This is a genomic window from Frigidibacter sp. MR17.14, assembly GCF_037095735.1.
Lineage (GTDB): Bacteria > Pseudomonadota > Alphaproteobacteria > Rhodobacterales > Rhodobacteraceae > Frigidibacter.
Genome location: NZ_JBAWKD010000001.1, coordinates 932184 through 952190, shown reverse-complemented (window position 1 = coordinate 952190; position 20007 = coordinate 932184). Strand labels below are relative to the sequence as shown.

Sequence of the window (20007 nt, the reverse complement as noted above, 5' to 3'; positions counted from 1 at the left end):
CTGGTCATCGGCCCATGCGGGCCTTTGCCCTGGCCGGCGCCATCAGGCGTCGGCCTTGGCCTTCAGCGCGGCAAGGCTGGTCTCGCCCGCCCAGTCGCGGCCGGTCTCGACCACGCAGGAGATGCCGTCGGGGCGCGTCGCCAGCGCCGACCAGGTCTTGAAGCTGTCCGAGGCCCAGAGCTCGACATAGATGCCGTCCACGACCTCGGGCTGGCCGATGCGGGCCTCTTCGAACTCGTTGGTCAGCTTCTCGGTCACGGTGACGCGCAGGTCGCAATAGGGCTCGTCATAGGCTTGCGCGTCGCCGGTGCGGGTGACCATGTTCATCACCTCGAGCGAGTCGAGCGTCGGGCGCACCGGGGCGCCGTCGAGTTGCGCGCTTTCCATCGGGTCGGCGCGGAACGGCATCGGCGCCTCGGTCGGGCGGTAGGGGGCGTAGGATTCCGCCGGAACGGTGAAGATCGCGGTCGCCACGGCGGTGGCGAAGGCGAGGCTTCCGAAGACGGCGGCAGTCTGGAACGGTTTCATCGCGTGTCCTTTCTGTCCCCGGGCCTCGCTTCCGCGGGCCCGTCCGAAGATCTTCGCCGGCGTTCAGTCGCGGCGATTTCGCGGAATCAAGCGGTTTCCCGCCCGAAAAGTTCCCTGAGGGGCCGTTTACAGCCGGTGGCCCGGGCGCTAGCACCCTGAAATGCGAAAGGAGCGCGCGATGCCGAAAGCCTCTCACCAGCCGCGGGCGTGGCAGCGGATGCTGTCGGGGCGGCGGCTCGACCTGCTGGATCCGACGCCGGTCGATATCGAGATCGAGGACATCGCCCACGGGCTGGCCTTCGTGGCGCGCTGGAATGGCCAGACCAAGGGCGATTTCGCCTATTCGGTGGCCGAGCATTCCCTGCTGGTCGAGGAAATCCACGCCCGCGCCACCCCCGGCGTCGCGACGCGCTGGCGGCTGGCGGCGCTGTTGCACGACGCGCCGGAGTACGTGATCGGCGACATGATCAGCCCGGTGAAGGATGCGGTCGGGCCGAGCTACGGCGAATTGGACCGGCGGCTGACCGCGGCGATCCATATCCGCTTCGGGCTGCCCGCGGTTTTGCCGGTGGCGGTGAAGAAGGCGATCAAGAAGGCCGACCGGATTTCAGCCTGGCTGGAAGCGGTGCAGATCGCCGGCTTTTCGGAAACGGAAGCGGACCGGTTTTTCGGCCGGCCGGATCCGGCGATGATCGACGGGCTGTCGATCAGGCTGCGTCCGCCCGCAGAGGTGCGGGCGGATTACCTGGGGCGGCACGCGGATCTGCTGGCCGCCCTGCCCTGACGCCGTCCCGAGGCCGAAAGCGGCCTCAGATCGCGAGATCGGCAAGCTCCTTGCCCGAGGCGAGCGCCTCTTCGACCCAGCGCGGGCGACGGCCGCGGCCCGACCAGGTGTCGGAGGGATCTGCGGGGTTCGCATATTTCGGATCGGCGGGTTTACGCTTTTTCACAGGTTGCAACGCGGCCAGCTCGTCCAGCGAGAACCCGCGATCGCGCGCGAATGCCTCGACTTCCTCGCGGGCCTTCAACTTTTGCCGATCCTCGTACGAACTGATCGCGCGGTCCACCTTGGTGCGCAGGTCTTTAAGTTCCTTCAGGCCGTAGCCATCGAGGTCGATTTCAGTCATCAGGATTTTCCCACTGGTTGCATCATGCACAGTGGATAGGCCGCAATTGCGGAGAGTGCAAATACCGTTATTATAAAATCGTGCGCAATTCCTATTTCGGACTGCGCTTCGCCAAAATCCTTTGCAATGTGCGACGGTGCATATTCAACCGGCGGGCGGTTTCCGAGACATTGCGGTCGCACATTTCATAGACGCGCTGGATATGTTCCCAGCGCACGCGGTCGGCGGACATCGGGTTTTCCGGCGGCGGCGGCATTGCGTCGCCCTGTGCCAGAAGCGCTGCGGCGATGGTATTGGCATCGGCGGGTTTCGACAGGTAATCCGTCGCGCCGAGTTTAACGGCGGCGACCGCGGTGGCGATCGCGCCATATCCGGTCAGCACCACGATGCGGGCATCGGCCCGCGCCTCGCGCAGGATCTCGACCACGTCGAGCCCGTTGCCATCCTCGAGCCGCAGGTCGACGACGGCATAGGCCGGCGGCGTCTCGCGGGCGATCCGGCTGCCCTCGGCGACGCTTTCCGCGGTGACGGGGGCGAAGCCGCGCTTTTCCATCGCCTTGGCCAGACGGGTGACGAAGGCCTGGTCGTCGTCGACCAGAAGCAGCGAGGGATCGGGACCGATGTCGTCGGAGGTGGTCATGTCGTCATTCCTTGCCGTCGGACCCCGGCTCAGATCCCGGCCTTGCGGGCGGCCTCGATGAAGCAGGCCGAACGCTCGGCCATCTGCTGGGCATCCACGTCGCGATTGAAGAACTCGGCAAACCCGAGCCTTGGGAACATCAGATACGTCTGCGTCGAGTGATCCACCAGATAGAAATCGGGATCATCCTTCCGCTGCGACTTGTAATAGACCTTGTAGGCCTGCGCCGCGGCGCGGACCTGTTCGTCGGTGCCGGTCAGGCCCAGCATGCGGGGGTGCAGCGCCTCGGTGAAGTCCTTCAGCACCTCGGGCGTGTCGCGCTCGGGGTCGACGGTGACGAAGACCGGCGTCACCTGATAGCCCATCTCTTCCAGCGCATCCGTCGCCTCGGCGTTGCGGGCGGCGTCGACGGGACAGACGTCCGGGCAGAAGGAATAGCCGAAATAGACCAGCGTCGGGCCGGTGATCACCTCGCGGTCGGTGACGCTGCGCCCGTTCTCGTCGGTCAAGGTGAAGGGCCCGCCGATCTGCGCCGCGCCCGAGACCACGCCCTGCCGGCAGTCCGCGAAGATGTCGTTGCCGGCCCCGGTGCGGGTCAGCGCGTAGGTCACCACCAGGCCGATCGCAACGAAACAGGTCGCCGCGACCGCCAGGCGGCCGGTCGAGATCGCCATGTGAGCCCCCATGCCCCAGTCGGACCCGATCCCCGCCCCTCGGGTCCCGGTCCGCCGCATTGATCCCCCATCGGGGCCCGAGTATCAATCCCGACGACCCGAATTCGCCGGGTGACCGCCCAAGGAGGCCCCCCGGATGCCCTCGCGCCAGCCCCAGCCCGGGACCATGCACAGCGAATGGCTGCGGCTGCAGACGCTGGTCGTGCTGCGCTGGGCGGCGATCGCCGGGCAGCTGGGGGCGATCCTCGCCGCCTGGCGGATCTATGACATCCGCATCCCCTTCGGCCCCTGCCTGGCCACGATCGGCGCAGCGGTCATCGCCAACCTCGTCCTGCAGTTCGTCTATCCGCGCTCGACCCGGCTGGGGCAGCGGCAGGCGGTGGCGATCCTGCTGTTCGACACCGCGCAGCTGGCGGCGCTGCTGGCGCTGACCGGCGGGCTGAACAACCCCTTCGCGCTTCTGATCGTGGCCCCGGCGACGATCGGCGCCACCGCGCTGCAAAGCGGGGCCACCGCCTTCCTTGCCGCCTCGGCCATCGGCATGGTCACGCTGTTCGGCTGGTGGAACCTGCCCCTGCGGCTGGCCGGCGGCGGCGAGATCCGGGTGCCGGCGCTGTTCGAGCTGGGGCACTGGCTGGCGATCTCGGTCGGCGTGGTGTTCCTGTCGGCCTATGCCCGGCGGGTGGCCTTCGAGATCCACGGCATGTCCGAGGCGCTGCTGGCCACGCAGATGGCCCTGGCGCGCGAGCAGAAGCTGACCGACCTGGGCGGTGTCGTGGCCGCCGCCGCGCACGAGCTGGGCACGCCCCTGGCCACGATCACGCTGGTCAGCGCCGAGCTGGCCGAGGAGCTGGAGGACGACCCCGAGCTGCGCGACGACGCGCTGCTGATCCGCGCGCAGGCCGACCGCTGCCGCGACATCCTGCGCGACATGGGCCGGGCCGGGAAGGACGACCTGCAGGTGCACAGCGCGCCACTGGAAACCCTGCTGCGCGAGGCCGCCGAACCGCATGCGGAGCGCGGCAAGGACATCATCGTCACCCTGCCCGAGGGGCGCCAGCCGCTGGTCCTGCGCCGGCCCGAGATCATCCACGGGCTGCGCAACCTGATCCAGAACGCCGTCGATTTCGCGCGCGACACGGTCTGGGTCGACCTCGGCTGGAGCGACAACCGCATCACCCTGCGCATCGCCGACAACGGCCCGGGCTTCCCGCCGCACCAGATCGACCGGCTGGGCGACCCGTTCATCCGCCGCCGGGCCGGGCCGGGATCCCTTCCCGGCGCCGGCGCCGAGGCCGAGGCGCGGCCGGGCTACGAGGGCATGGGGCTTGGGCTCTTCATCGCCAAGACCCTGCTCGAGCGCACCGGGGCCGAGATCAGCTTCGCCAATGGCCGCGACCCGTTCCTGAGCGCGGCCGAGACCCCCGCACGCTCGGGCGCGGTGGTCGAGCTGGTCTGGCCGCGCGCCCGCATCGAGGCGCCGGGCGGCCCGCTGGGCCCGAACCGCAGCTTTGACGGAGATTGAGGGCGATCCGGCCAAAGGACCGGACTGGACGGCTGCCTTGGGCGGCGGGATTTGGCCGCTCCAGGTGTTAACCAGTTCTTAACCATTTGAGCGGAATTTGGCCGAACGCGCCCGGCTGCCGTTTTGGGCGCATGCACATTTCGCGCCTCCGTTTCCGGGGTTCCAGGTGTCACTGCTTCTGGGGAGAAGGCGGTGGAGAGCATTCTGCCGATCGCCTTGCTGTTCGTATCCACCTCGATTGGCTCCGCGCTGGTCGCCCTTGCGCTGATGAGCTTCCTTCCCGGCCGCGCCGCCCCGCGCAGGCTTGCGGACAGCGGGCCGGAGCTGGAAGAGACCGCGTTCCTCTTCGACACCCGCAGCCTGATCGACGCGACCGCCCCGGCACGGGCGCTGCTCGACAGCCTGCCGCCGGGCGCCAGCGACTGGGACCGGCTGTCGGCCTTCCTGCGCCCGCGCTTCCCCGAGTTCGACACCGAGATGCAGGAGCTGGCCCGCGCCGGCCGGATCGAGCTGTCGGGACCGGGCCCGGCGCCGCTGCGGCTGCGGGCCGAGAATGTCGCGGGTCTGGCCCGGATCACGCTGGCCGATCCGCGGACCGAGGGGCCGGCGATCCGGGTCGATTCGCTGAGCCTGCGCGCGATGGAGGACGAGCTGACCGAGCTGCGCGAGCTGGCGGACGAGGTGCCGATCCTGTCCTGGCGCCTCGATGCCGAGGGCCGGCTGGTCTGGGCGAACCGCGCCTATCTGCTGGCCGCCGCCGATGTCGGCCAGCGCCCGCCGGCCGAGGGCGAGGCGCCCGAGCCCGAGGGCGAGATGCCGCGCGATCTCTGGCCGCCGCCGCTGCTGTTCGAGACCGCGCCGGTGCCCGGCGACCGCCCGGTGCGGCTGCAGATCGCGGGATCGGCCGGCACCCACCGCGGCTGGCACCTGTGTTCGGCCCATCCCGCCCCGGACGGCGGCTGGCTGCATTTCGCGCAGGGCGCCGATGCGCTGGTCACCGCGGAGCGGGCGCTGAAGGACTTCATCCAGACCCTGACCCGCACCTTCGCGCAGCTGCCGATCGCGCTGGCGATCTTCGACCACGAACGCCGGCTGGCGCTGTTCAACCCGGCGCTGACCGACCTGACCGGGCTGAAGCCGAAATTCCTGGCCGAGCGGCCGACGCTGGGCACGGTGCTGGACCGGCTGCGGGAAGAGCGGATGCTGCCCGAGCCGCGCAACTACCGCAGCTGGCACCGCCAGATGGTCGAGATCGAGCGCGCGGCGGCGCAGGGCTTCTACCAGGACACCTGGCAGATCTCGAGCGGCGAGACCTTCCGCGTCACCGCCCGGCCCCATGCCGACGGCGGGCTGGCGCTGATGATCGAGGACATCACCGGCGAGATGACCCTGACCCGGCGCTTCCGCGGCGAGATCGAGCTGGGGCGCGCGGTCATCGACCGCATCGACGAGGCGGTCGCGGTCTTTGCGCCGACGGGCGAACTGGTGATCGCGAACCCCGCCTATCGCCTGCTCTGGGACTGCTCCGGGGCGCCCGAGGCGCGCGACGCCGCGGCGGCGCTGGCCGGCTGGCAGGAGCGCGGCCTGCCCGGCCCGCTCTGGTCCGAGATCGGCGAGCGGCTGTCGCGCGACGGGCCGCGCCTGCCCTGGAGCGGGGCGCTGGCCCTGCGCGACGGGCGGCGGCTGACGATGCGGGTCGAGCCGCTGTCGGGCGGCACGACGATGGTCGGCTTCTCGGAACGGCTGGCGACGGGGCCGCTCGGCCTCGCGCCCGGGGCCGAGGTGGCGATCCCGGGCCTCGCGGAGGCCGCGGCCGAGCCGCCGCTGCCGCCGGGCCATCACGGACAGAACGGCCGGTATTGACCACAGGGTCAGCCGCCGCGATCCGGGCCGCCGCGGCGGAGCGGTGACAGCATGATCCGCCGCCGGGACCACATTCGGATCGCAGACCCGGGCCCCCGGCTTCGGCTGCGCGCCCGCCGGGCGAGACCCCGCGACACCTCCCGCACCGCCCCTGGCTCCCGCGGCACCGGGGCTGGCGCGGGACCGGCGCCGACAGAGCCCGCCGGGGATGACAATCGTACCATCTGGCAGACAGCGCCACGGTTGCGAGTCAACCGGATGAGATCCCGCGTTGTATGTCGCTCCGCTCCCGGCACCGGCTGCAGCGGACGGCGCGCGCTGGCTGGCGCAGGGCCAGCTCCCTGACAGAGCGCGCCGGGGATGGCAGGTAGACCATCTGGCAGAGGGCGCCTCGCGTGCCTAAGCGCCGCCAGCCGCACGATCCCGCCGGGCCGCGCCGGGCCGAGCCGCTCACGGCCAGCGTCCGGCCGGGTGGCGTCCGGCGGGGCGGTATCGCGCAGGGTCGCGTCCAACCACACCGCCGCCGACGGACGGGCCTTGGCCTGAGGCGGCGGGGCCGCTAGACCTCGGCCATGAGCCGCACCGATGACGCCCCCGACACGCTGGAGCTGATCCTGCCCGCGCCCGAAGCCTCGGAGGCGCTGGCGCGCGCGGTGGCTCCCGCGCTGGGCGCCGCCGACGTGCTGCTGCTGTCGGGCGAGATCGGCGCCGGCAAGACCCATTTCGCGCGGGCGCTGATCCAGACGCGGCTGGCGGCGCTGGGCCGGACCGAGGATGTGCCCTCGCCGACCTTCACGCTGGTGCAGACCTATGACGCGGGTCCCGTCGAGATCTGGCATGCCGACCTCTACCGGTTGACCGCACCCGAAGAGGCACTCGAACTGGGGTTGGACGAGGCGTTCGACACCGCGATCTGCCTTGTCGAATGGCCCGACCGGCTGGCCGAACTGGCGCCGGCCGATGCGCTGCGCTTGTCCTTCAAGCCCGACGGCGAGGGCCGCCGGCTGACCGTCATCGCCACCGGGCCCCGCGCCCGCGCCCTGCTGCCCCTGTTCCGGAGCCTGCCATGACCGACCGTGACGACACCGCCCGCGCCGCCGGGATCCGCGCTGCCGCCTGCGACCGTCTGATCGCTGCGGCGGGCTGGGGCGCGGCCACCCGGCGGCGGCTGGCGGGCGACGCCTCGAACCGCAAGTACGACCGGCTGACCGAGGGCGGGCGCAGCGCGGTGCTGATGGATGCCGACCCGGCGAAGGGCGAGGACGTGCGCCCCTTCCTCGCGATCGCCCGCGCCTTGACCGAACGCGGCCTGTCAGCCCCCGCGATCCTCGCGGCGGACGAGGCGGCGGGGTTCCTGCTGCTCGAGGATCTGGGCGACGACCTCTTCGCGCGGGTGCTGGCGAACGAGCCCGACCGCGAGGTCGAGCTTTACACCGCCGCGACCGACGTGCTGTCCGCGCTGCATGCCGCCCCGCCCGTGGCCGGCCTGAAACCCTATGACGGCGCGGTCATGGGCCGGATGGCGGCGCTGGCCGTCGAGTGGTACCGCCGCGCGGTGACGGGAGAGGTCTCGGACCCGGCCGGGTTCGCGGCGCTGGTCGAAGGCCTGAAAGCCGAACTCGCGCCCGGCGAGCCGGTGATGATCCTGCGCGACTTCCATGCCGAGAACCTGCTGTGGCTGCCGGAGCGCGCGGGCGTGGCGCGGGTCGGGCTGCTGGACTTTCAGGACGCGATGGCGGGCAACCGGGCCTATGACCTCGTCTCGATGCTGAAGGACGCGCGGCGCGACGTCTCGCCCCATGCCGAAGAGCGGATGGTGATGCATTACATCACCGCGAATGGGCTGGACGAGGCTCTGTTCCGGGCCGAATACGCCTTCTGCGGGGCGCAGCGGAATCTCCGCATCCTTGGCGTCTTCGCGCGGCTGTCGATGCATTACGGCAAGCCGCAGTATGTCGATTTCATTCCCCGGGTCTGGGCCCTGCTGATGCGCGATCTGGCGCATCCGGCGCTGGCGCCGCTGGCCGAGGCGGTGGCCGGGCTGCTGCCCGCGCCCTCGCCCGCGGGGCTGCAAAGGATCAGGGACGAATGCGGACGCCACCCTCTGCGCTGATGCTCTACGCCGCGGGCTTCGGCACGCGGATGGGGGCGCTGACCAAGGATCGCCCGAAGCCGATGATCAAAGTCGCCGGGCGGCCGCTGATCGACCATGCGCTGGCGCTGGCCGAGGGGCTGGGCCTGCGGGTCGTGGCGAACACCCATTACCTGCCCGCGCAGATCGCCGATCATCTGGCGGGCCGAGCCCAGGTGGTCTTCGAGCCCGAGATCCTGGAGACCGGCGGCGGGCTGAAGGCCGCCCGCGCGCATCTGTCCGAGCCCTGCTTCACGCTGAACACCGATGCGGTCTGGACCGGGGCCAATCCGCTGCGGACGCTGCTGGCGGAATGGGACCCGGCGCGGATGGACGCGCTTTTGCTGCTGGTGCCGAAGGCGCGCGCGGTGGGTCATGCGGGTGCAGGCGACTTCCTGATCGGCGACGACGGCGCGCTGACCCGCGGGCCGGGGCCGGTCTATACCGGGGCACAGATCCTGTCGCTGGATCTGCTCGATGAAGTGTCTGAGGCGAAATTCTCTAACAACATCTTGTGGAATCTGGCAGCCGCCCGCGGTCGGCTGCACGGGGTTCTACACCCGGGCGGCTGGTGCGATGTCGGCCGGCCAGAGTCGATCCCGCTGGCCGAAGCGCTGCTGGAGGCCACCGATGGCTGAACTTTACGCCCTTCCCTGCGGCGCCGATTTCCCCAAGGCCTTCGTCGCCGGCCTGATCGCGAAGATGGCCGGCCGCCCGCCCGAGGCGATGGCGCGGGTCACGGTCTATGCGAACTCGGGCCGGATGCGCCGCAAGATCGCCGAGGCTTTCGACGCTCATGGCACCCGCCTGCTGCCGCGGCTGCGGCTGATCACCGATCTGGGCAGCGATCCGATGGCGGCACTGCCGCCGGCGGTGCCGAAGCTGCGCCGGCGGCTGGAACTGGGGCAGCTGGTGCAGCGGCTGCTGAATGCGGCGCCCGATCTGGCGCCCGGCGCCGGGGCCGCGGATCTGGCCGAAAGCCTGCAGGATCTGATGGCAGAGATGCAGGACGAAGGCGTTTCGCCCGAGGCGCTGGAACGGCTCGACATCGCCGACCATGCCGCGCATTGGCAGCGCTCGCTGGCCTTCATCCGCATCGTCGCGCGGTTCTTCGAGGGCGGCGACGCGGCGCCGGACGCAGAGGCGCGGCAGCGCGCGCTGGTCGCGGCGCTGGCCGCGGCTTGGGCGGAAACGCCCCCCGCCGATCCGGTGGTGGTCGCGGGCTCGACCGGCTCGCGCGGGGCGACGGCGCTGTTCCTGGAAGCCGTGGCGCGGCTGCCCGAAGGCTGGGTGGTGCTGCCGGGCTTCGACTTCGACCAGCCGGGCCCCGTGTGGCAGAGCCTGTTTCAGGGTCGTTTCCCGGCCGAGGACCATCCGCAGTACCGCCATGCGGCGCTGCTGCGCGCGCTGGACCTCGCGCCCTCTGCAGTGCGGCTGTGGGACACCGCCCCCGCCCCGGCGCCGGATCGCAACCGCCTGCTGTCGCTGGCCCTGCGTCCCGCGCCGGTCACCGACCAGTGGCTGGCCGAGGGGCCGCGGCTGCCCGACCTGCGCCCCGCCACGCAGGCGATGACCCTGATCGAGGCGCCCGATCCGCGGACCGAGGCGCTGGCGATCGCGCTGCGCCTGCGCCGCGCGGCCGAGGACGGGCAGCGCGCGGCGCTGATCACCCCCGACCGGATGCTGGCGCGACGCGTCATCGCCGCGCTCGACCGCTGGGGGATCACGCCCGACGACAGCGCCGGCCAGCCGCTGATCCTGTCGCCGCCCGGCCGCTTCCTGCGCCATGTTGCGGCGCTTTACGGCGAACGGCTCTCGGTCGAGGCGCTGCTGACGCTGCTGAAGCACCCGATCACCGCCACCGGCAACGGCGCGCGCGGCGATCACCTGCGCCACACCCGCGATCTGGAACTGCGCCTGCGCCGCCGCGGCCCGGCCTTCCCCGGCCCCGCCGATCTGGCCGCCTGGGCCGAGACGAGCCCGGCCGAGGGCCGCGCCGCCTGGGCCGCCTGGCTGGGGGACGCCCTGGGCCCGACGCCGGCGCTGGGCGGGGATCGCATGGTGCTCGACTGGGTCGAGGGGCATCTGGCGCTGGCCGAGACGCTGGCCGCGGGCCCCGGCGGCAGCGCCGAAGCCTCTGAGTTGTGGCGCGAGGCCGGCGGCCGCGAAGCCGCGCGGGTGATGCAGGGCCTGCGGACCGAGGCGCCGCATGGCGGCGCGGTCTCGCCCGACGATTACCGCGAGCTTGTCGCCTCGCTGATGAATTCCGGCTCGGTCCGCGGGTCAGAGACGGTGCATCCCGGCATCGCGATCTGGGGCACGCTCGAGGCCCGGGTGCAGGGGGCGGACCTCGTGATCCTTGGCGGGCTGGTCGACGGCGTCTGGCCGCAGCAGCCGCCGCCCGATCCCTGGATGTCGCGGCGGATGCGGATGGATGCGGGCCTGCGCTCGCCCGAACGCGCGGTGGGCCTGTCGGCGCATGACTTCCAGCAGGCCGTCGGCGCGCCCGAGGTGGTGCTGAGCCGCGCCCTGAAGAGCGCCGAGGCCGAGACCGTGCCCTCGCGCTGGCTGAACCGGATGGTGAACCTGATGGCGGGCCTGCCCACGCGCGGCGGGCCCGAGGCGCTGGCGGCGATGCGGGCGCGCGGGGCCGAGCTGGTGGCACTGGCCCGCGCCGTGGAACGCCCCGCGGGCGGGATCCCGCGCGCCACGCGCCCCGCCCCGCAGCCGCCGCTCGACCAGCGCCCGACGGAGCTGGCGGTGACCGGCATCCGCAGCCTGATCCGCGATCCCTACCAGATCTACGCGCGGCGCATCCTGCGGCTGGAGCCGCTGCCGCCGATCGGGATCGAGCCCGACGCGCGGATGCGCGGCACCGTCCTGCACCACATCATCGAGCGGTTCGTGCGCGAACGCCCCGAGGCCGAGGACCAGCCCGCGGCCCGCGACCGGCTGATGGAGATCGCCGAGGCCGAGCTTGCCGCGCAGATCCCCTGGGCGGCCTCGCAGCGGATGTGGCGGGCGCGGCTCGAGCGCGTGGCCGCGGCCTTCGTCGCCACGGAGTTCGAGCGGATGGCGCGCGGCAAGCCGGTGGTGCTGGAGCGCGCGGGCTCGGTCAGGCTCGACGATCTGGGCTTCACGCTGACCGCGCGGCCCGACCGGATCGACCAGCTGACCGATGGGCGGGTGCATATCTACGACTACAAGACCGGCAGCCCGCCCACGAAGAAGCAGCAGGAGGCCTTCGACAAGCAGATGCTGCTGGAAGCCGCGATGGCCGAGCGTGGCGGGTTCGAGGCACTGGGCCATGCCGATGTCGAGGGCATCACCTACATCGGCATGAAGGATCCGGCCGGGGCGAAGCCCGACTACCTCGAGGGCGGCGTCACGATGAAGACCTGGGAAGGGCTCGAGCGGCTGCTGACCCATTACCTGAAGGGCGGGCGCGGCTATGTCGCGCGGCGCGCGATGCATTCGACGCAGGATGCCAGCGATTACGACCACCTGTCGCGCTTCGGCGAATGGGACGTGACCGACGCGCCCGTCGAGACGCCGGTGGACGGCTATGGCGCGGTGCTGGGCGAAGAGGACAGGGCATGACGAAACCGCTGGATGACGCGAGCCGCCGCCAGCTGCACGCGGCCGATCCCGATGCCTCGACCTGGCTTTCGGCCAATGCGGGCTCTGGCAAGACCCGGGTGCTGACCGACCGGGTGGCGCGGCTCTTGATGGGCGGCACCGAGCCCGAGCGCATCCTGTGCCTGACCTATACCAAGGCCGCGGCGTCCGAGATGCAGAACCGGCTGTTCAAGCGGCTGGGCGGCTGGGCGATGCTGGAGGACGGCGCGCTGTCGGCGGAACTGTCCGACCTCGGCATCGCCGCGCAGGCACCCGAACGTCTGGCCGAGGCGCGGCGCCTGTTCGCCCGCGCGATCGAGACGCCGGGCGGCCTGCGCATCCAGACCATCCATTCGTTCTGCGCAGGCCTTCTGCGGCGCTTCCCGCTCGAGGCCGGCGTCTCGCCCGGCTTCACCGAGATGGACGACCGCGCGGCGGAGCTTCTGCGCACGCAGATCGTCGAAGAGATGGCCGCGGGCGAGGGGCGCGACGCGGTCGATGCGCTGGCGCGGCTGTCGGCGCAGGACGACCTGTCGAAGCTGCTGGCCGAGATCTGCGGGAATGCGCCCGCCTTCGAGCCGCCGCTCGACGCCGCGGCGCTGGGCGCCTTGCTGGGCCTGCCCGCCGGCTATGACGCGGCGGCGCTGGGCGCCGAGGTGCTGCTGGGGGGCGAGGCGGACTGGATCACCGCGATGCTGCCCCCGATCCTCGGCAGCGGGCCGAACGACCAGCGGGTGGGCGCCAAGCTGGCCGGGATCGACTGGGCCGGGCCGGTGCCTGCGATCCTCGAGGCGCTGGAGGGCGCGCTGCTTTATGCCTCGGGCGACAAGAAGGGCACGGCGAAGACCGGAAAGATCCTGACCAAGGGCCTGATGCAGGGCCCCTGCGCGCCCTTCCTCGACCGGCTCGACGCCCTGACGCTGCGGGTCGAGGCCGCGCGGCCGCGGCGGCTGGCGCTGATCGCGGCGGAACGCTCGGCCCTGCTGCACCGCTTCGCAGGCGCCTTCCTGCCGCGCTACCATGCTGCCAAGGCCGCCCGCGCCTGGGTCGATTTCGACGATCTCATCACGCTGACCGCGCGGCTTCTGTCCGACCGCGGCCTTGCGCAATGGGTGCTGTTCCGGCTGGACGGCGGCATCGACCACATCCTGGTGGACGAGGCGCAGGACACCTCACCCGGCCAGTGGCAGGTGATCGAGCGCCTGTCCGAGGAATTCACCGCCGGCGTCGGCGCCAGCGACCGGATCCGCACGATCTTCGTCGTCGGCGACAAGAAGCAGTCGATCTATTCCTTCCAGGGTGCCGACCTTGCCGCCTTCGACCGGATGCGCGCGCATTTCGCCGCGAAATTCGCCGGCATCGACGCCACCCTGCGCGAGGCGGCGCTGGAGCATTCCTTCCGCTCGTCGGGCGCGGTGCTGCGGGTGGTGGACGAGGTCTTCGCGCCGCGACCCGACGCGGGCATCGGCGGCGCGCCCCTGCACATCGCCTTCCACGAGGGCCTGCCCGGCCGCGTCGACCTCTGGCCGCCGGTCGCGGCCCCGGACGAGCCCGGGGACGAGGCCTGGGACGATCCCGTCGACCAGCTGCCGGAAGCGCATCAGACCGTGGTGCTGGCCCGCCGCATCGCCCGCTGGATCCGCACCGAGATCGAGGCCGGAACCCGAATCCCGACGCCCAAGGGCCCCCGCCCGATGCAGGCCGGCGACGTCCTGATCCTCGTGCAGCGAAGGTCCGAGCTGTTCGCCGAGATCATCGCCGCCTGCAAGGCAGAGGGGCTGGCCATCGCCGGGGCCGACCGGCTGAAGCTGGCCGCGGAACTGGCGGTGAAGGACATCCGCGCGCTGCTGTCCTTCCTCGCCACGCCCGAGGACGACCTGTCGCTGGCCGCGGTCCTGCGCTCGCCGCTGTTCGGCTGGTCCGAGGATGCGCTGCACCGCTTGGCGCAGCCGCGCCCGCCGCGCCAGTACCTCTGGGCCGCGCTGCGCGAGGCGCCGCAGCATGCCGCGACCCTTGCGGTGCTGACCGACCTGCGCGACCAGGCCGACTTCCTGCGCCCCTTCGAGCTGATCGAGCGGATGCTGACCCGCCACGGCGGCCGCCGCCGGCTGATCGCGCGGCTGGGGTCCGAGGCCGAGGACGGCATCGACGAGCTGCTGACCCAGGCGCTGACCTTCGAGGTCGGCAACGTGCCCTCGCTGACCGGATTCCTCGTCTGGCTCGAGGGCGGCGATGTCGAGGTCAAGCGCTCGCCCGAGGGCGCGGGCCGATCGATCCGGGTGATGACGGTGCATGGCTCGAAGGGGCTGGAAGCGCCGGTGGTGATCCTGCCCGACACGATCCGGCGCGAGGCGCAGGGCGATGCGGCGATCCTGACCGTCGAGGGCCACGCGCTCTGGCGCGCCGCGGGGGATGAGGCGCCGGAACCGCTGGCGCTGGCCAAGGGCGCGCTGAAGGCGCGGTCCATGCAGGAGCGCGACCGGCTGCTCTATGTCGCGATGACGCGGGCGGAAAGCTGGCTGGTGGTCTGCGGCGCGGGCGATCCGAAGGGCGAGGCCGACTGGTGGCGGCTGGTGTCCGATGGGCTCGATCGGGCCGGAACAGAGACGGTTTCGACGCCGGAGGGCGAGATCCGCCGCCATGCGAGCGGCGCCTGGCCGGACCCCGTGCCGGCGGCAGTGCCCGATGCCGCGGCCGCCGCCCCTGCCCTGCCCGACTGGCTGTCGCGCCCCGCCGCGCCGCCGGTGGCGGCGGAACGTGCGCTCTCGCCCTCGGACCTCGGCGGCGCGAAGGCGCTTGCCGGTGTGCCCGAGGCCGCGCTGCCGCTGGACACCGAGGCCGCCAAGCGCCGCGGCCGCCAGCTGCACCTGCTGCTGGAGCATCTGCCCGGCTGGGGCGGCGAGGACCCGGCCGAAATGGCCTGGCGGCTGCTCGGCCAGGGCGAGGATGCCGCCGCCCCGGACGAGGCCGCGGCGCTGCTGGCCGAGGCGCAACGCATCCTCGCCGCGCCCGGCATGGCGCCGTTCCTTACCCCTGAGGCGCTGGCCGAGGTCGAATTCACCGCGCGCCTGCCCGAACTGGGCGACCGGCTGGTGCATGGCGCGATCGACCGGCTGATCGTCACGCCCGAGCGGATCATCGCGCTCGACTACAAGTCGAACGCGGTGGTGCCCGCGACGCCCGCGCAGGTGCCCGACGGGATCCTGCGCCAGATGGGGGCCTATGCCGCGGCACTGGGCCAGATCTGGCCGGACCGGACGGTCGAAACCGCAATTCTCTGGACCGCCAGCGGCTTGCTGATGCCGCTGCCCCCCGAGATCGTGCGTGAAGCCTTGATGACACCCCCCAGACCTTGACCCCCACACCTTGACGGACGCCAACTGGACCCATACGTTCAGGTCCGACCCCAATTCAGGAGAGCGCGCCATGGCCACCCATGCCGTCACCGATGCCACCTTCGATGCCGAAGTCCGCCAGTCGGACATCCCGGTCGTCGTCGACTTCTGGGCCGAATGGTGCGGCCCCTGCCGCCAGATCGGCCCGGCGCTCGAAGAGCTCGCCAAAGAGCTCGAGGGCAAGGTCAAGATCGTGAAGATAAACGTCGACGAGAACCCCTCGTCGCCGGCCCAGCTGGGCGTGCGCGGCATCCCCGCGCTCTTCATGTTCAAGGACGGCCAGGTCGTGTCGAACAAGGTCGGCGCTGCCCCCAAGGCCGCTCTGCAAAGCTGGATCACCTCGTCGATCTGAGCCGTCCTCCAGCGGCCTGACAGATCGAACCCAGCCGGGGCGCGTTCGTGAAGGACGCGCCCCGTCGCTTTTCTGCCGTCGCCTTTCCGGGGGCTAGAGCGCCCAGCCGCCGCGACGCAGGGCGGCAAGGATCTGCGCCTCGGCCTCGGGCGCGCCGGCGTTAATCGCGTGGCCCTTCAGGAACCACCATAGATAGGGCGCCAAGGGCAGTCGCGGGGCTTCCGCGGCTTCCAGCGCTGCCGCCAGCCCGTCGCGCGGCACCGAGGCCGCCGGGTGGTGAAAGTCGATGCCCGCGAACAGAAGCGCCGGCTTTTCAAGGAAATACCCCTGAAACGCCAGCGAGCTGTTCTGCGTCGCCACCAGATCCGCCGTGGCCAGCAGCGGCAGCGAGCCGCCGCGGCTCAGCTCGAGCCGCGGATGCGTCTTGGCCAGCGCCTCCAGTGCGGCAAGCTCTGCGGGATCGTGGTCCACGCCCGGATGCAGGGTCGCGGCGATGCGCCGGTCGGGCCAGCGCGCGATCACCGCGCGCAGCATCTCGAGCGGGCTCATCGACTGGAAGCTGCGCCGCTCGGTCAGCCGGGCCTGCAGGGGCACGAAGACATGGCCCTCGCGTCGGGCCTCGAGCCCCGGGAACAGCTGGCCGCGCCACTGGCGGACGAAGGCGGCGGCGCGGTCGGGGTCGATGCCGGCGGGATCGAACGCCGCGCGCGCCACCGGCCAGTCCCAGCGCGCCGCGATCCGCTCGATATGCCAGAAGGCGCCCAGATAGGTTCGCCGGATCACCAGACCGCCCGGCCCCGGCGGCTCTGACATGTGCCAGAGCGAAGGGCCCCCCGCCGCCCAGCGCGCCTCGGCCATCAGCGAGGCGCGGGCGATCTCCAGCCGCCAGCCCACGCTTGCCAGCGCCGCCGCCAGCCGGTTCACGAAGTTCTGCCGGCCGGCCCGCGCGGCCTCCAGCATCGTCCCGTCCAGATGCAGGACCGCGCGGTTCCCGCTCATTCCGCGCCCGGCAGATCGGCCCAAAGCCGTGGCCGCGCCCGCCCGGCGACGCGGATCAGCGCCGCAAGCCGCTCGGCCCGAGAGCCCGCGATCTGGCCGTCGCCCGAGGCCAGCCGCACCCATTTCCGCGCGATCGCAGCCAGCAGCAGCGGCTCCAGCACCGGGTCATCGAACGGATCGCTGCCATGGCCCAGCGCGAAGGCGCGCCGCTCGGGCGCGGGCAGCCAGCCGCCCTCGGGCTGCTGGCCGGGGCGCAGGAAACGGGTCAGGAAGGCCAGCAGGTAATCGGCGAGATCATGGCCGACCCAGGCCAGCCGCACCGGGTTGAAGTCGATGGCGACGGTGGCATGCGGCGGGTCGAGCAGCAGGTTGCCGGGATGCAGGTCGCCATGCGCCGCCGCCCGCGCGACCTCGCGCCCCGCGACCGCGCCGGCCTCGGCGGCGAAGGCCTCGGACAGGGCCAGGAACCGCGCGGGCTCGGGCAGAGCCAGCCGCCCCTGCCGGATGTCTTCGCGCAGCCGGGCATGGCGCGCGATCATGCCCGAAGGATCGAAGGCGGTCGGCGGGCCGATGGTCGCGCGCTGGTAATGGCCAAGCCACTCGGCCCCGCGGCGGAACAGGCGCCGCATCTCCTGCGGGTCGGCGGCCGCTTCCATCAGCTCTTCCAGCGAGCGGCCCGGCGCGCGCGCGATCAAGGCCGCCTGCCCGCCCGGCAGCCGCGCCAGCAGCCGCGGCGCGCCGCCCTGCATCGCCGCCCGCGCGCCCTGCATCGCGGCAAGGCAGCCGTCGAAATGCTCGGGCTGCCAAGGTTCGGCCGCATGTTTCAGGATCACCTCCTGCCCGCCCGCGACAAGCGCCAGCACCGCGCGCCGCACCCCGGGCTGGTCGCGGTGCACAAGCACGCGCAGACCGTCGACCTCCGGCGGCAACCCCGCGGCCTCGGCCAGTGCCGGCCAGTGATCCATCGCCGCCTGCGCCATGCGCGGCAGCCCCTCGCTGTCCACTGCCCGCCCTCCCCGGTTTCTTACTGGCGAAAATATCCCGGGGGACGAGACCCGCAAGGGTCTCGCGGGGGCAGCGCCCCCGTCCTGCCCCGCCCCCGGCGGACCCCCGCCGGCCCCCCGCGCCCCCTCGCGCCCCCCTCGCGCCCACCTCGCGCCCTTGTCCCCTGCCCGCCCCCGCCATATCTGAGCCCCGATGCACAAGGAGACCCGGATGAGCAGCGACGACTTCCCCGGCTGGCATGGCACCACGATCATCGGCGTGCGCAAGGGCGGCGAGGTGGTGGTGGCCGGCGACGGCCAGGTCAGCCTCGGCCAGACCGTGATCAAGGGCACCGCCCGCAAGGTGCGCCGCCTGACCCCGGGCGGGCGCGAGGTGGTGGCGGGCTTCGCGGGATCGACCGCCGATGCCTTCACCCTGCTCGAGCGGCTGGAAAAGAAGCTCGAGGCCGCGCCCGGACAGCTGGCCCGCGCCTGCGTGGAACTCGCCAAGGACTGGCGCACCGACAAGTACCTGTCGAAACTGGAAGCGATGCTGATCGTCACCGACGGGCGCGACCTTCTGGTCGTCACCGGTGCGGGCGACGTGCTCGAGCCCGAACATGACGTGGCCGCGATCGGGTCCGGCGGCAACTACGCGCTGGCCGCGGCGCGGGCGCTGATCGACACCGAGCTTGGCGCGGAACAGATCGCCCGCAAGGCGATGGGCATCGCCGCCGACATCTGCGTCTACACCAACGGCAATCTCACCGTCGAACGCATCGCCGGCTGAGAGGAGACCCCATGACCGACTTGACCCCCCGCGAGATCGTCTCGGAGCTGGACCGCTTCATCATCGGCCAGTCCGAGGCCAAGCGCGCCGTCGCCGTCGCCCTGCGCAACCGCTGGCGCCGGCGCAACCTGCCCGAGGACCTGCGCGACGAGGTCTATCCGAAGAACATCCTGATGATCGGCCCGACCGGCGTCGGCAAGACCGAGATCTCGCGCCGGCTGGCGAAGCTCGCCCGGGCGCCGTTCCTGAAGGTCGAGGCGACGAAATTCACCGAAGTGGGCTATGTCGGCCGCGATGTCGAACAGATCATCCGCGACCTCGCCGATGCCGCCATCGTCGAGACCCGCGCCCGGATGCGCGATCAGGTGAAGGCCCGCGCCCAGAAGATGGCCGAGGACCGCGTGCTGGACGCCATCGCCGGCAAGGACGCCCGCGAGACCACGCGCGAGATGTTCCGCCAGAAGCTGAAGAAGGGCGAGCTCGACGACACGGTGATCGAGCTCGAGGTCGCCGATGCCGGTCCCGCGATGCCGATGATGGACATCCCGGGCCAGCCGGGGATGGGCATGGGGGCGCTGAACCTTGGCGACATCTTCGGCAAGGCCTTCGGCCAGCGGATGACCCGCAAGAAGATGACCGTGGCGCAGAGCTACGAGGTGCTGATCGGCGAAGAGGCCGACAAGCTGCTGGACGACGAAAGCGTCAAGCAGGCGGCGCTGCTGTCGGTGCAGGAGGACGGGATCGTCTTCATCGACGAGATCGACAAGGTCTGCGCCCGGTCCGAGGCGCGCGGCGGCGACGTGTCGCGCGAGGGCGTGCAGCGCGACCTCCTGCCGCTGATCGAGGGCACGACGGTCAGCACCAAATACGGCCCGGTGAAGACCGACCACATCCTGTTCATCGCGAGCGGCGCCTTCCACATCGCCAAGCCCTCGGACCTGCTGCCGGAACTGCAGGGCCGCCTGCCGATCCGGGTCGAACTGCGCGCGCTGACGGAAGCCGATTTCGTCCGCATCCTAACCGAGACCGACAACGCCCTGACCCGCCAGTACACGGCGCTGATGGGGACCGAGCAGGTCACCGTGACCTTCACCGAGGACGGGATCGCGGCGCTGGCCCGGATCGCGGCCGAGGTCAACGCGACGGTCGAGAACATCGGCGCGCGGCGGCTTTACACGGTGATGGAGCGGGTGTTCGAGGAACTGTCCTTCACCGCCCCGGACCGGGCCGGGCAGTCGGTCACCGTCGATGCGGGCTTCGTCGAGACCAACGTGGGGCAATTGGCGAAATCCGCCGATCTCAGCCGTTACGTGCTTTGAAAGACAGGGGGTCCGGGGGGTGCACCCCCCGGGCCCCGCAGGCTGGCGCCCCCCGGAACGGTC

The 20007-nt window shown here is 71.8% G+C and carries 17 protein-coding genes; 11 read left to right on the top strand and 6 right to left on the bottom strand.

Annotation, left to right across the window (positions count from 1 at the left end):
- Nucleotides 1–42: 42 nt before the first annotated feature.
- Nucleotides 43–528 carry a hypothetical protein gene (locus tag V8J36_RS04480; protein WP_336466039.1) on the bottom strand — a complete coding sequence of 162 codons (486 nt, stop codon included), beginning with the start codon at nucleotides 526–528 and terminating at the stop codon, nucleotides 43–45.
- 178 nt (nucleotides 529–706) lie between these two features.
- On the opposite strand from V8J36_RS04480, the gene V8J36_RS04475 reads away from it, so the two are divergent.
- Nucleotides 707–1312 carry an HD family hydrolase gene (locus V8J36_RS04475; protein ID WP_336466038.1) on the top strand — a complete coding sequence of 202 codons (606 nt, stop codon included), beginning with the start codon at nucleotides 707–709 and terminating at the stop codon, nucleotides 1310–1312.
- A gap of 25 nt (nucleotides 1313–1337) precedes the next feature.
- On the opposite strand, the gene V8J36_RS04470 is transcribed toward V8J36_RS04475, so the two are convergent.
- From V8J36_RS04470 to V8J36_RS04460, 3 genes are all read right to left on the bottom strand, one after another.
- A complete protein-coding gene (locus V8J36_RS04470) occupies nucleotides 1338–1655 on the bottom strand; it encodes an H-NS histone family protein (protein ID WP_336466037.1) in 318 nt (105 codons plus the stop codon).
- A 91-nt stretch (nucleotides 1656–1746) separates the two neighbouring features.
- Nucleotides 1747–2295 carry an ActR/PrrA/RegA family redox response regulator transcription factor gene (locus V8J36_RS04465; protein ID WP_336466036.1) on the bottom strand — a complete coding sequence of 183 codons (549 nt, stop codon included), beginning with the start codon at nucleotides 2293–2295 and terminating at the stop codon, nucleotides 1747–1749.
- A 29-nt stretch (nucleotides 2296–2324) separates the two neighbouring features.
- Nucleotides 2325–2969 carry an SCO family protein gene (locus V8J36_RS04460; RefSeq protein ID WP_336466035.1) on the bottom strand — a complete coding sequence of 215 codons (645 nt, stop codon included), beginning with the start codon at nucleotides 2967–2969 and terminating at the stop codon, nucleotides 2325–2327.
- 136 nt (nucleotides 2970–3105) lie between these two features.
- On the opposite strand from V8J36_RS04460, the gene regB reads away from it, so the two are divergent.
- The 8 genes from regB to trxA all read left to right on the top strand — a co-directional run bounded on the left by regB (nucleotide 3106) and on the right by trxA (nucleotide 15853).
- Complete coding sequence (gene regB / locus V8J36_RS04455; RefSeq protein WP_336466034.1) at nucleotides 3106–4494, top strand: sensor histidine kinase RegB; 1389 nt, start codon at nucleotides 3106–3108, stop codon at nucleotides 4492–4494.
- 192 nt (nucleotides 4495–4686) lie between these two features.
- Nucleotides 4687–6357, top strand: coding sequence for a PAS-domain containing protein (locus V8J36_RS04450; protein ID WP_336466033.1), 1671 nt, complete (start codon nucleotides 4687–4689; stop codon nucleotides 6355–6357).
- A 572-nt stretch (nucleotides 6358–6929) separates the two neighbouring features.
- Nucleotides 6930–7427 carry a tRNA (adenosine(37)-N6)-threonylcarbamoyltransferase complex ATPase subunit type 1 TsaE gene (gene tsaE / locus V8J36_RS04445; RefSeq protein ID WP_336466032.1) on the top strand — a complete coding sequence of 166 codons (498 nt, stop codon included), beginning with the start codon at nucleotides 6930–6932 and terminating at the stop codon, nucleotides 7425–7427.
- Entirely contained in the window at nucleotides 7424–8470 is a 1047-nt protein-coding gene (locus V8J36_RS04440; RefSeq protein ID WP_336466031.1) for an aminoglycoside phosphotransferase family protein, read from the top strand. Before tsaE ends, V8J36_RS04440 begins: the two co-directional genes overlap by 4 nt.
- On the top strand, nucleotides 8446–9126 hold the full coding sequence (locus V8J36_RS04435; RefSeq protein ID WP_336466030.1) for a nucleotidyltransferase family protein: 681 nt from the start codon (nucleotides 8446–8448) through the stop codon (nucleotides 9124–9126). The genes V8J36_RS04440 and V8J36_RS04435 overlap by 25 nt, the downstream gene beginning before the upstream one ends.
- Nucleotides 9119–12088, top strand: coding sequence for a double-strand break repair protein AddB (gene addB, locus V8J36_RS04430; protein ID WP_336466029.1), 2970 nt, complete (start codon nucleotides 9119–9121; stop codon nucleotides 12086–12088). Before V8J36_RS04435 ends, addB begins: the two co-directional genes overlap by 8 nt.
- The gene (addA, locus tag V8J36_RS04425) at nucleotides 12085–15462 is read left to right on the top strand and encodes a double-strand break repair helicase AddA (RefSeq protein WP_336466028.1); all 3378 of its coding nucleotides are present in this window, start codon (nucleotides 12085–12087) and stop codon (nucleotides 15460–15462) included. Before addB ends, addA begins: the two co-directional genes overlap by 4 nt.
- Before the next feature lie 70 nt (nucleotides 15463–15532).
- Nucleotides 15533–15853: a thioredoxin gene (trxA, locus tag V8J36_RS04420; RefSeq protein WP_336466027.1), complete on the top strand. Its 321-nt coding sequence runs from the start codon at nucleotides 15533–15535 to the stop codon at nucleotides 15851–15853.
- Between the two features lie 93 nt (nucleotides 15854–15946).
- On the opposite strand, the gene V8J36_RS04415 is transcribed toward trxA, so the two are convergent.
- Nucleotides 15947–16852, bottom strand: coding sequence for a hypothetical protein (locus tag V8J36_RS04415; protein ID WP_336466026.1), 906 nt, complete (start codon nucleotides 16850–16852; stop codon nucleotides 15947–15949).
- Nucleotides 16849–17856 (bottom strand): phosphotransferase, encoded by a 1008-nt coding sequence (locus V8J36_RS04410; protein ID WP_336466025.1) that lies wholly within the window; start codon nucleotides 17854–17856, stop codon nucleotides 16849–16851. The genes V8J36_RS04415 and V8J36_RS04410 overlap by 4 nt, the downstream gene beginning before the upstream one ends.
- Nucleotides 17857–18067: 211 nt before the next feature.
- Here V8J36_RS04410 and hslV point away from each other — a divergent pair, with 211 nt between their 5' ends.
- Complete coding sequence (gene hslV / locus V8J36_RS04405) at nucleotides 18068–18625, top strand: ATP-dependent protease subunit HslV (RefSeq protein WP_336466024.1); 558 nt, start codon at nucleotides 18068–18070, stop codon at nucleotides 18623–18625.
- An 11-nt stretch (nucleotides 18626–18636) separates the two neighbouring features.
- Nucleotides 18637–19944 (top strand): ATP-dependent protease ATPase subunit HslU, encoded by a 1308-nt coding sequence (gene hslU / locus V8J36_RS04400; protein WP_336466023.1) that lies wholly within the window; start codon nucleotides 18637–18639, stop codon nucleotides 19942–19944.
- The last annotated feature ends 63 nt before the right edge of the window (nucleotides 19945–20007 follow it).

Excerpts from the sequence above, each read along its gene's own strand:
- V8J36_RS04480 (WP_336466039.1), bottom strand. The coding sequence starts at position 528 with ATGAAACCGTTCCAGACTGCCGCCGTCTTCGGAAGCCTCGCCTTCGCC.
- V8J36_RS04475 (WP_336466038.1), top strand. The coding sequence starts at position 707 with ATGCCGAAAGCCTCTCACCAGCCGCGGGCGTGGCAGCGGATGCTGTCG.
- V8J36_RS04470 (WP_336466037.1), bottom strand. The coding sequence starts at position 1,655 with ATGACTGAAATCGACCTCGATGGCTACGGCCTGAAGGAACTTAAAGAC.
- V8J36_RS04465 (WP_336466036.1), bottom strand. The coding sequence starts at position 2,295 with ATGACCACCTCCGACGACATCGGTCCCGATCCCTCGCTGCTTCTGGTC.
- V8J36_RS04460 (WP_336466035.1), bottom strand. The coding sequence starts at position 2,969 with ATGGCGATCTCGACCGGCCGCCTGGCGGTCGCGGCGACCTGTTTCGTT.
- regB (WP_336466034.1), top strand. The coding sequence starts at position 3,106 with ATGCCCTCGCGCCAGCCCCAGCCCGGGACCATGCACAGCGAATGGCTG.
- tsaE (WP_336466032.1), top strand. The coding sequence starts at position 6,930 with ATGAGCCGCACCGATGACGCCCCCGACACGCTGGAGCTGATCCTGCCC.
- V8J36_RS04440 (WP_336466031.1), top strand. The coding sequence starts at position 7,424 with ATGACCGACCGTGACGACACCGCCCGCGCCGCCGGGATCCGCGCTGCC.
- V8J36_RS04435 (WP_336466030.1), top strand. The coding sequence starts at position 8,446 with ATGCGGACGCCACCCTCTGCGCTGATGCTCTACGCCGCGGGCTTCGGC.
- addB (WP_336466029.1), top strand. The coding sequence starts at position 9,119 with ATGGCTGAACTTTACGCCCTTCCCTGCGGCGCCGATTTCCCCAAGGCC.
- addA (WP_336466028.1), top strand. The coding sequence starts at position 12,085 with ATGACGAAACCGCTGGATGACGCGAGCCGCCGCCAGCTGCACGCGGCC.
- trxA (WP_336466027.1), top strand. The coding sequence starts at position 15,533 with ATGGCCACCCATGCCGTCACCGATGCCACCTTCGATGCCGAAGTCCGC.
- V8J36_RS04415 (WP_336466026.1), bottom strand. The coding sequence starts at position 16,852 with ATGAGCGGGAACCGCGCGGTCCTGCATCTGGACGGGACGATGCTGGAG.
- hslV (WP_336466024.1), top strand. The coding sequence starts at position 18,068 with ATGAGCAGCGACGACTTCCCCGGCTGGCATGGCACCACGATCATCGGC.
- hslU (WP_336466023.1), top strand. The coding sequence starts at position 18,637 with ATGACCGACTTGACCCCCCGCGAGATCGTCTCGGAGCTGGACCGCTTC.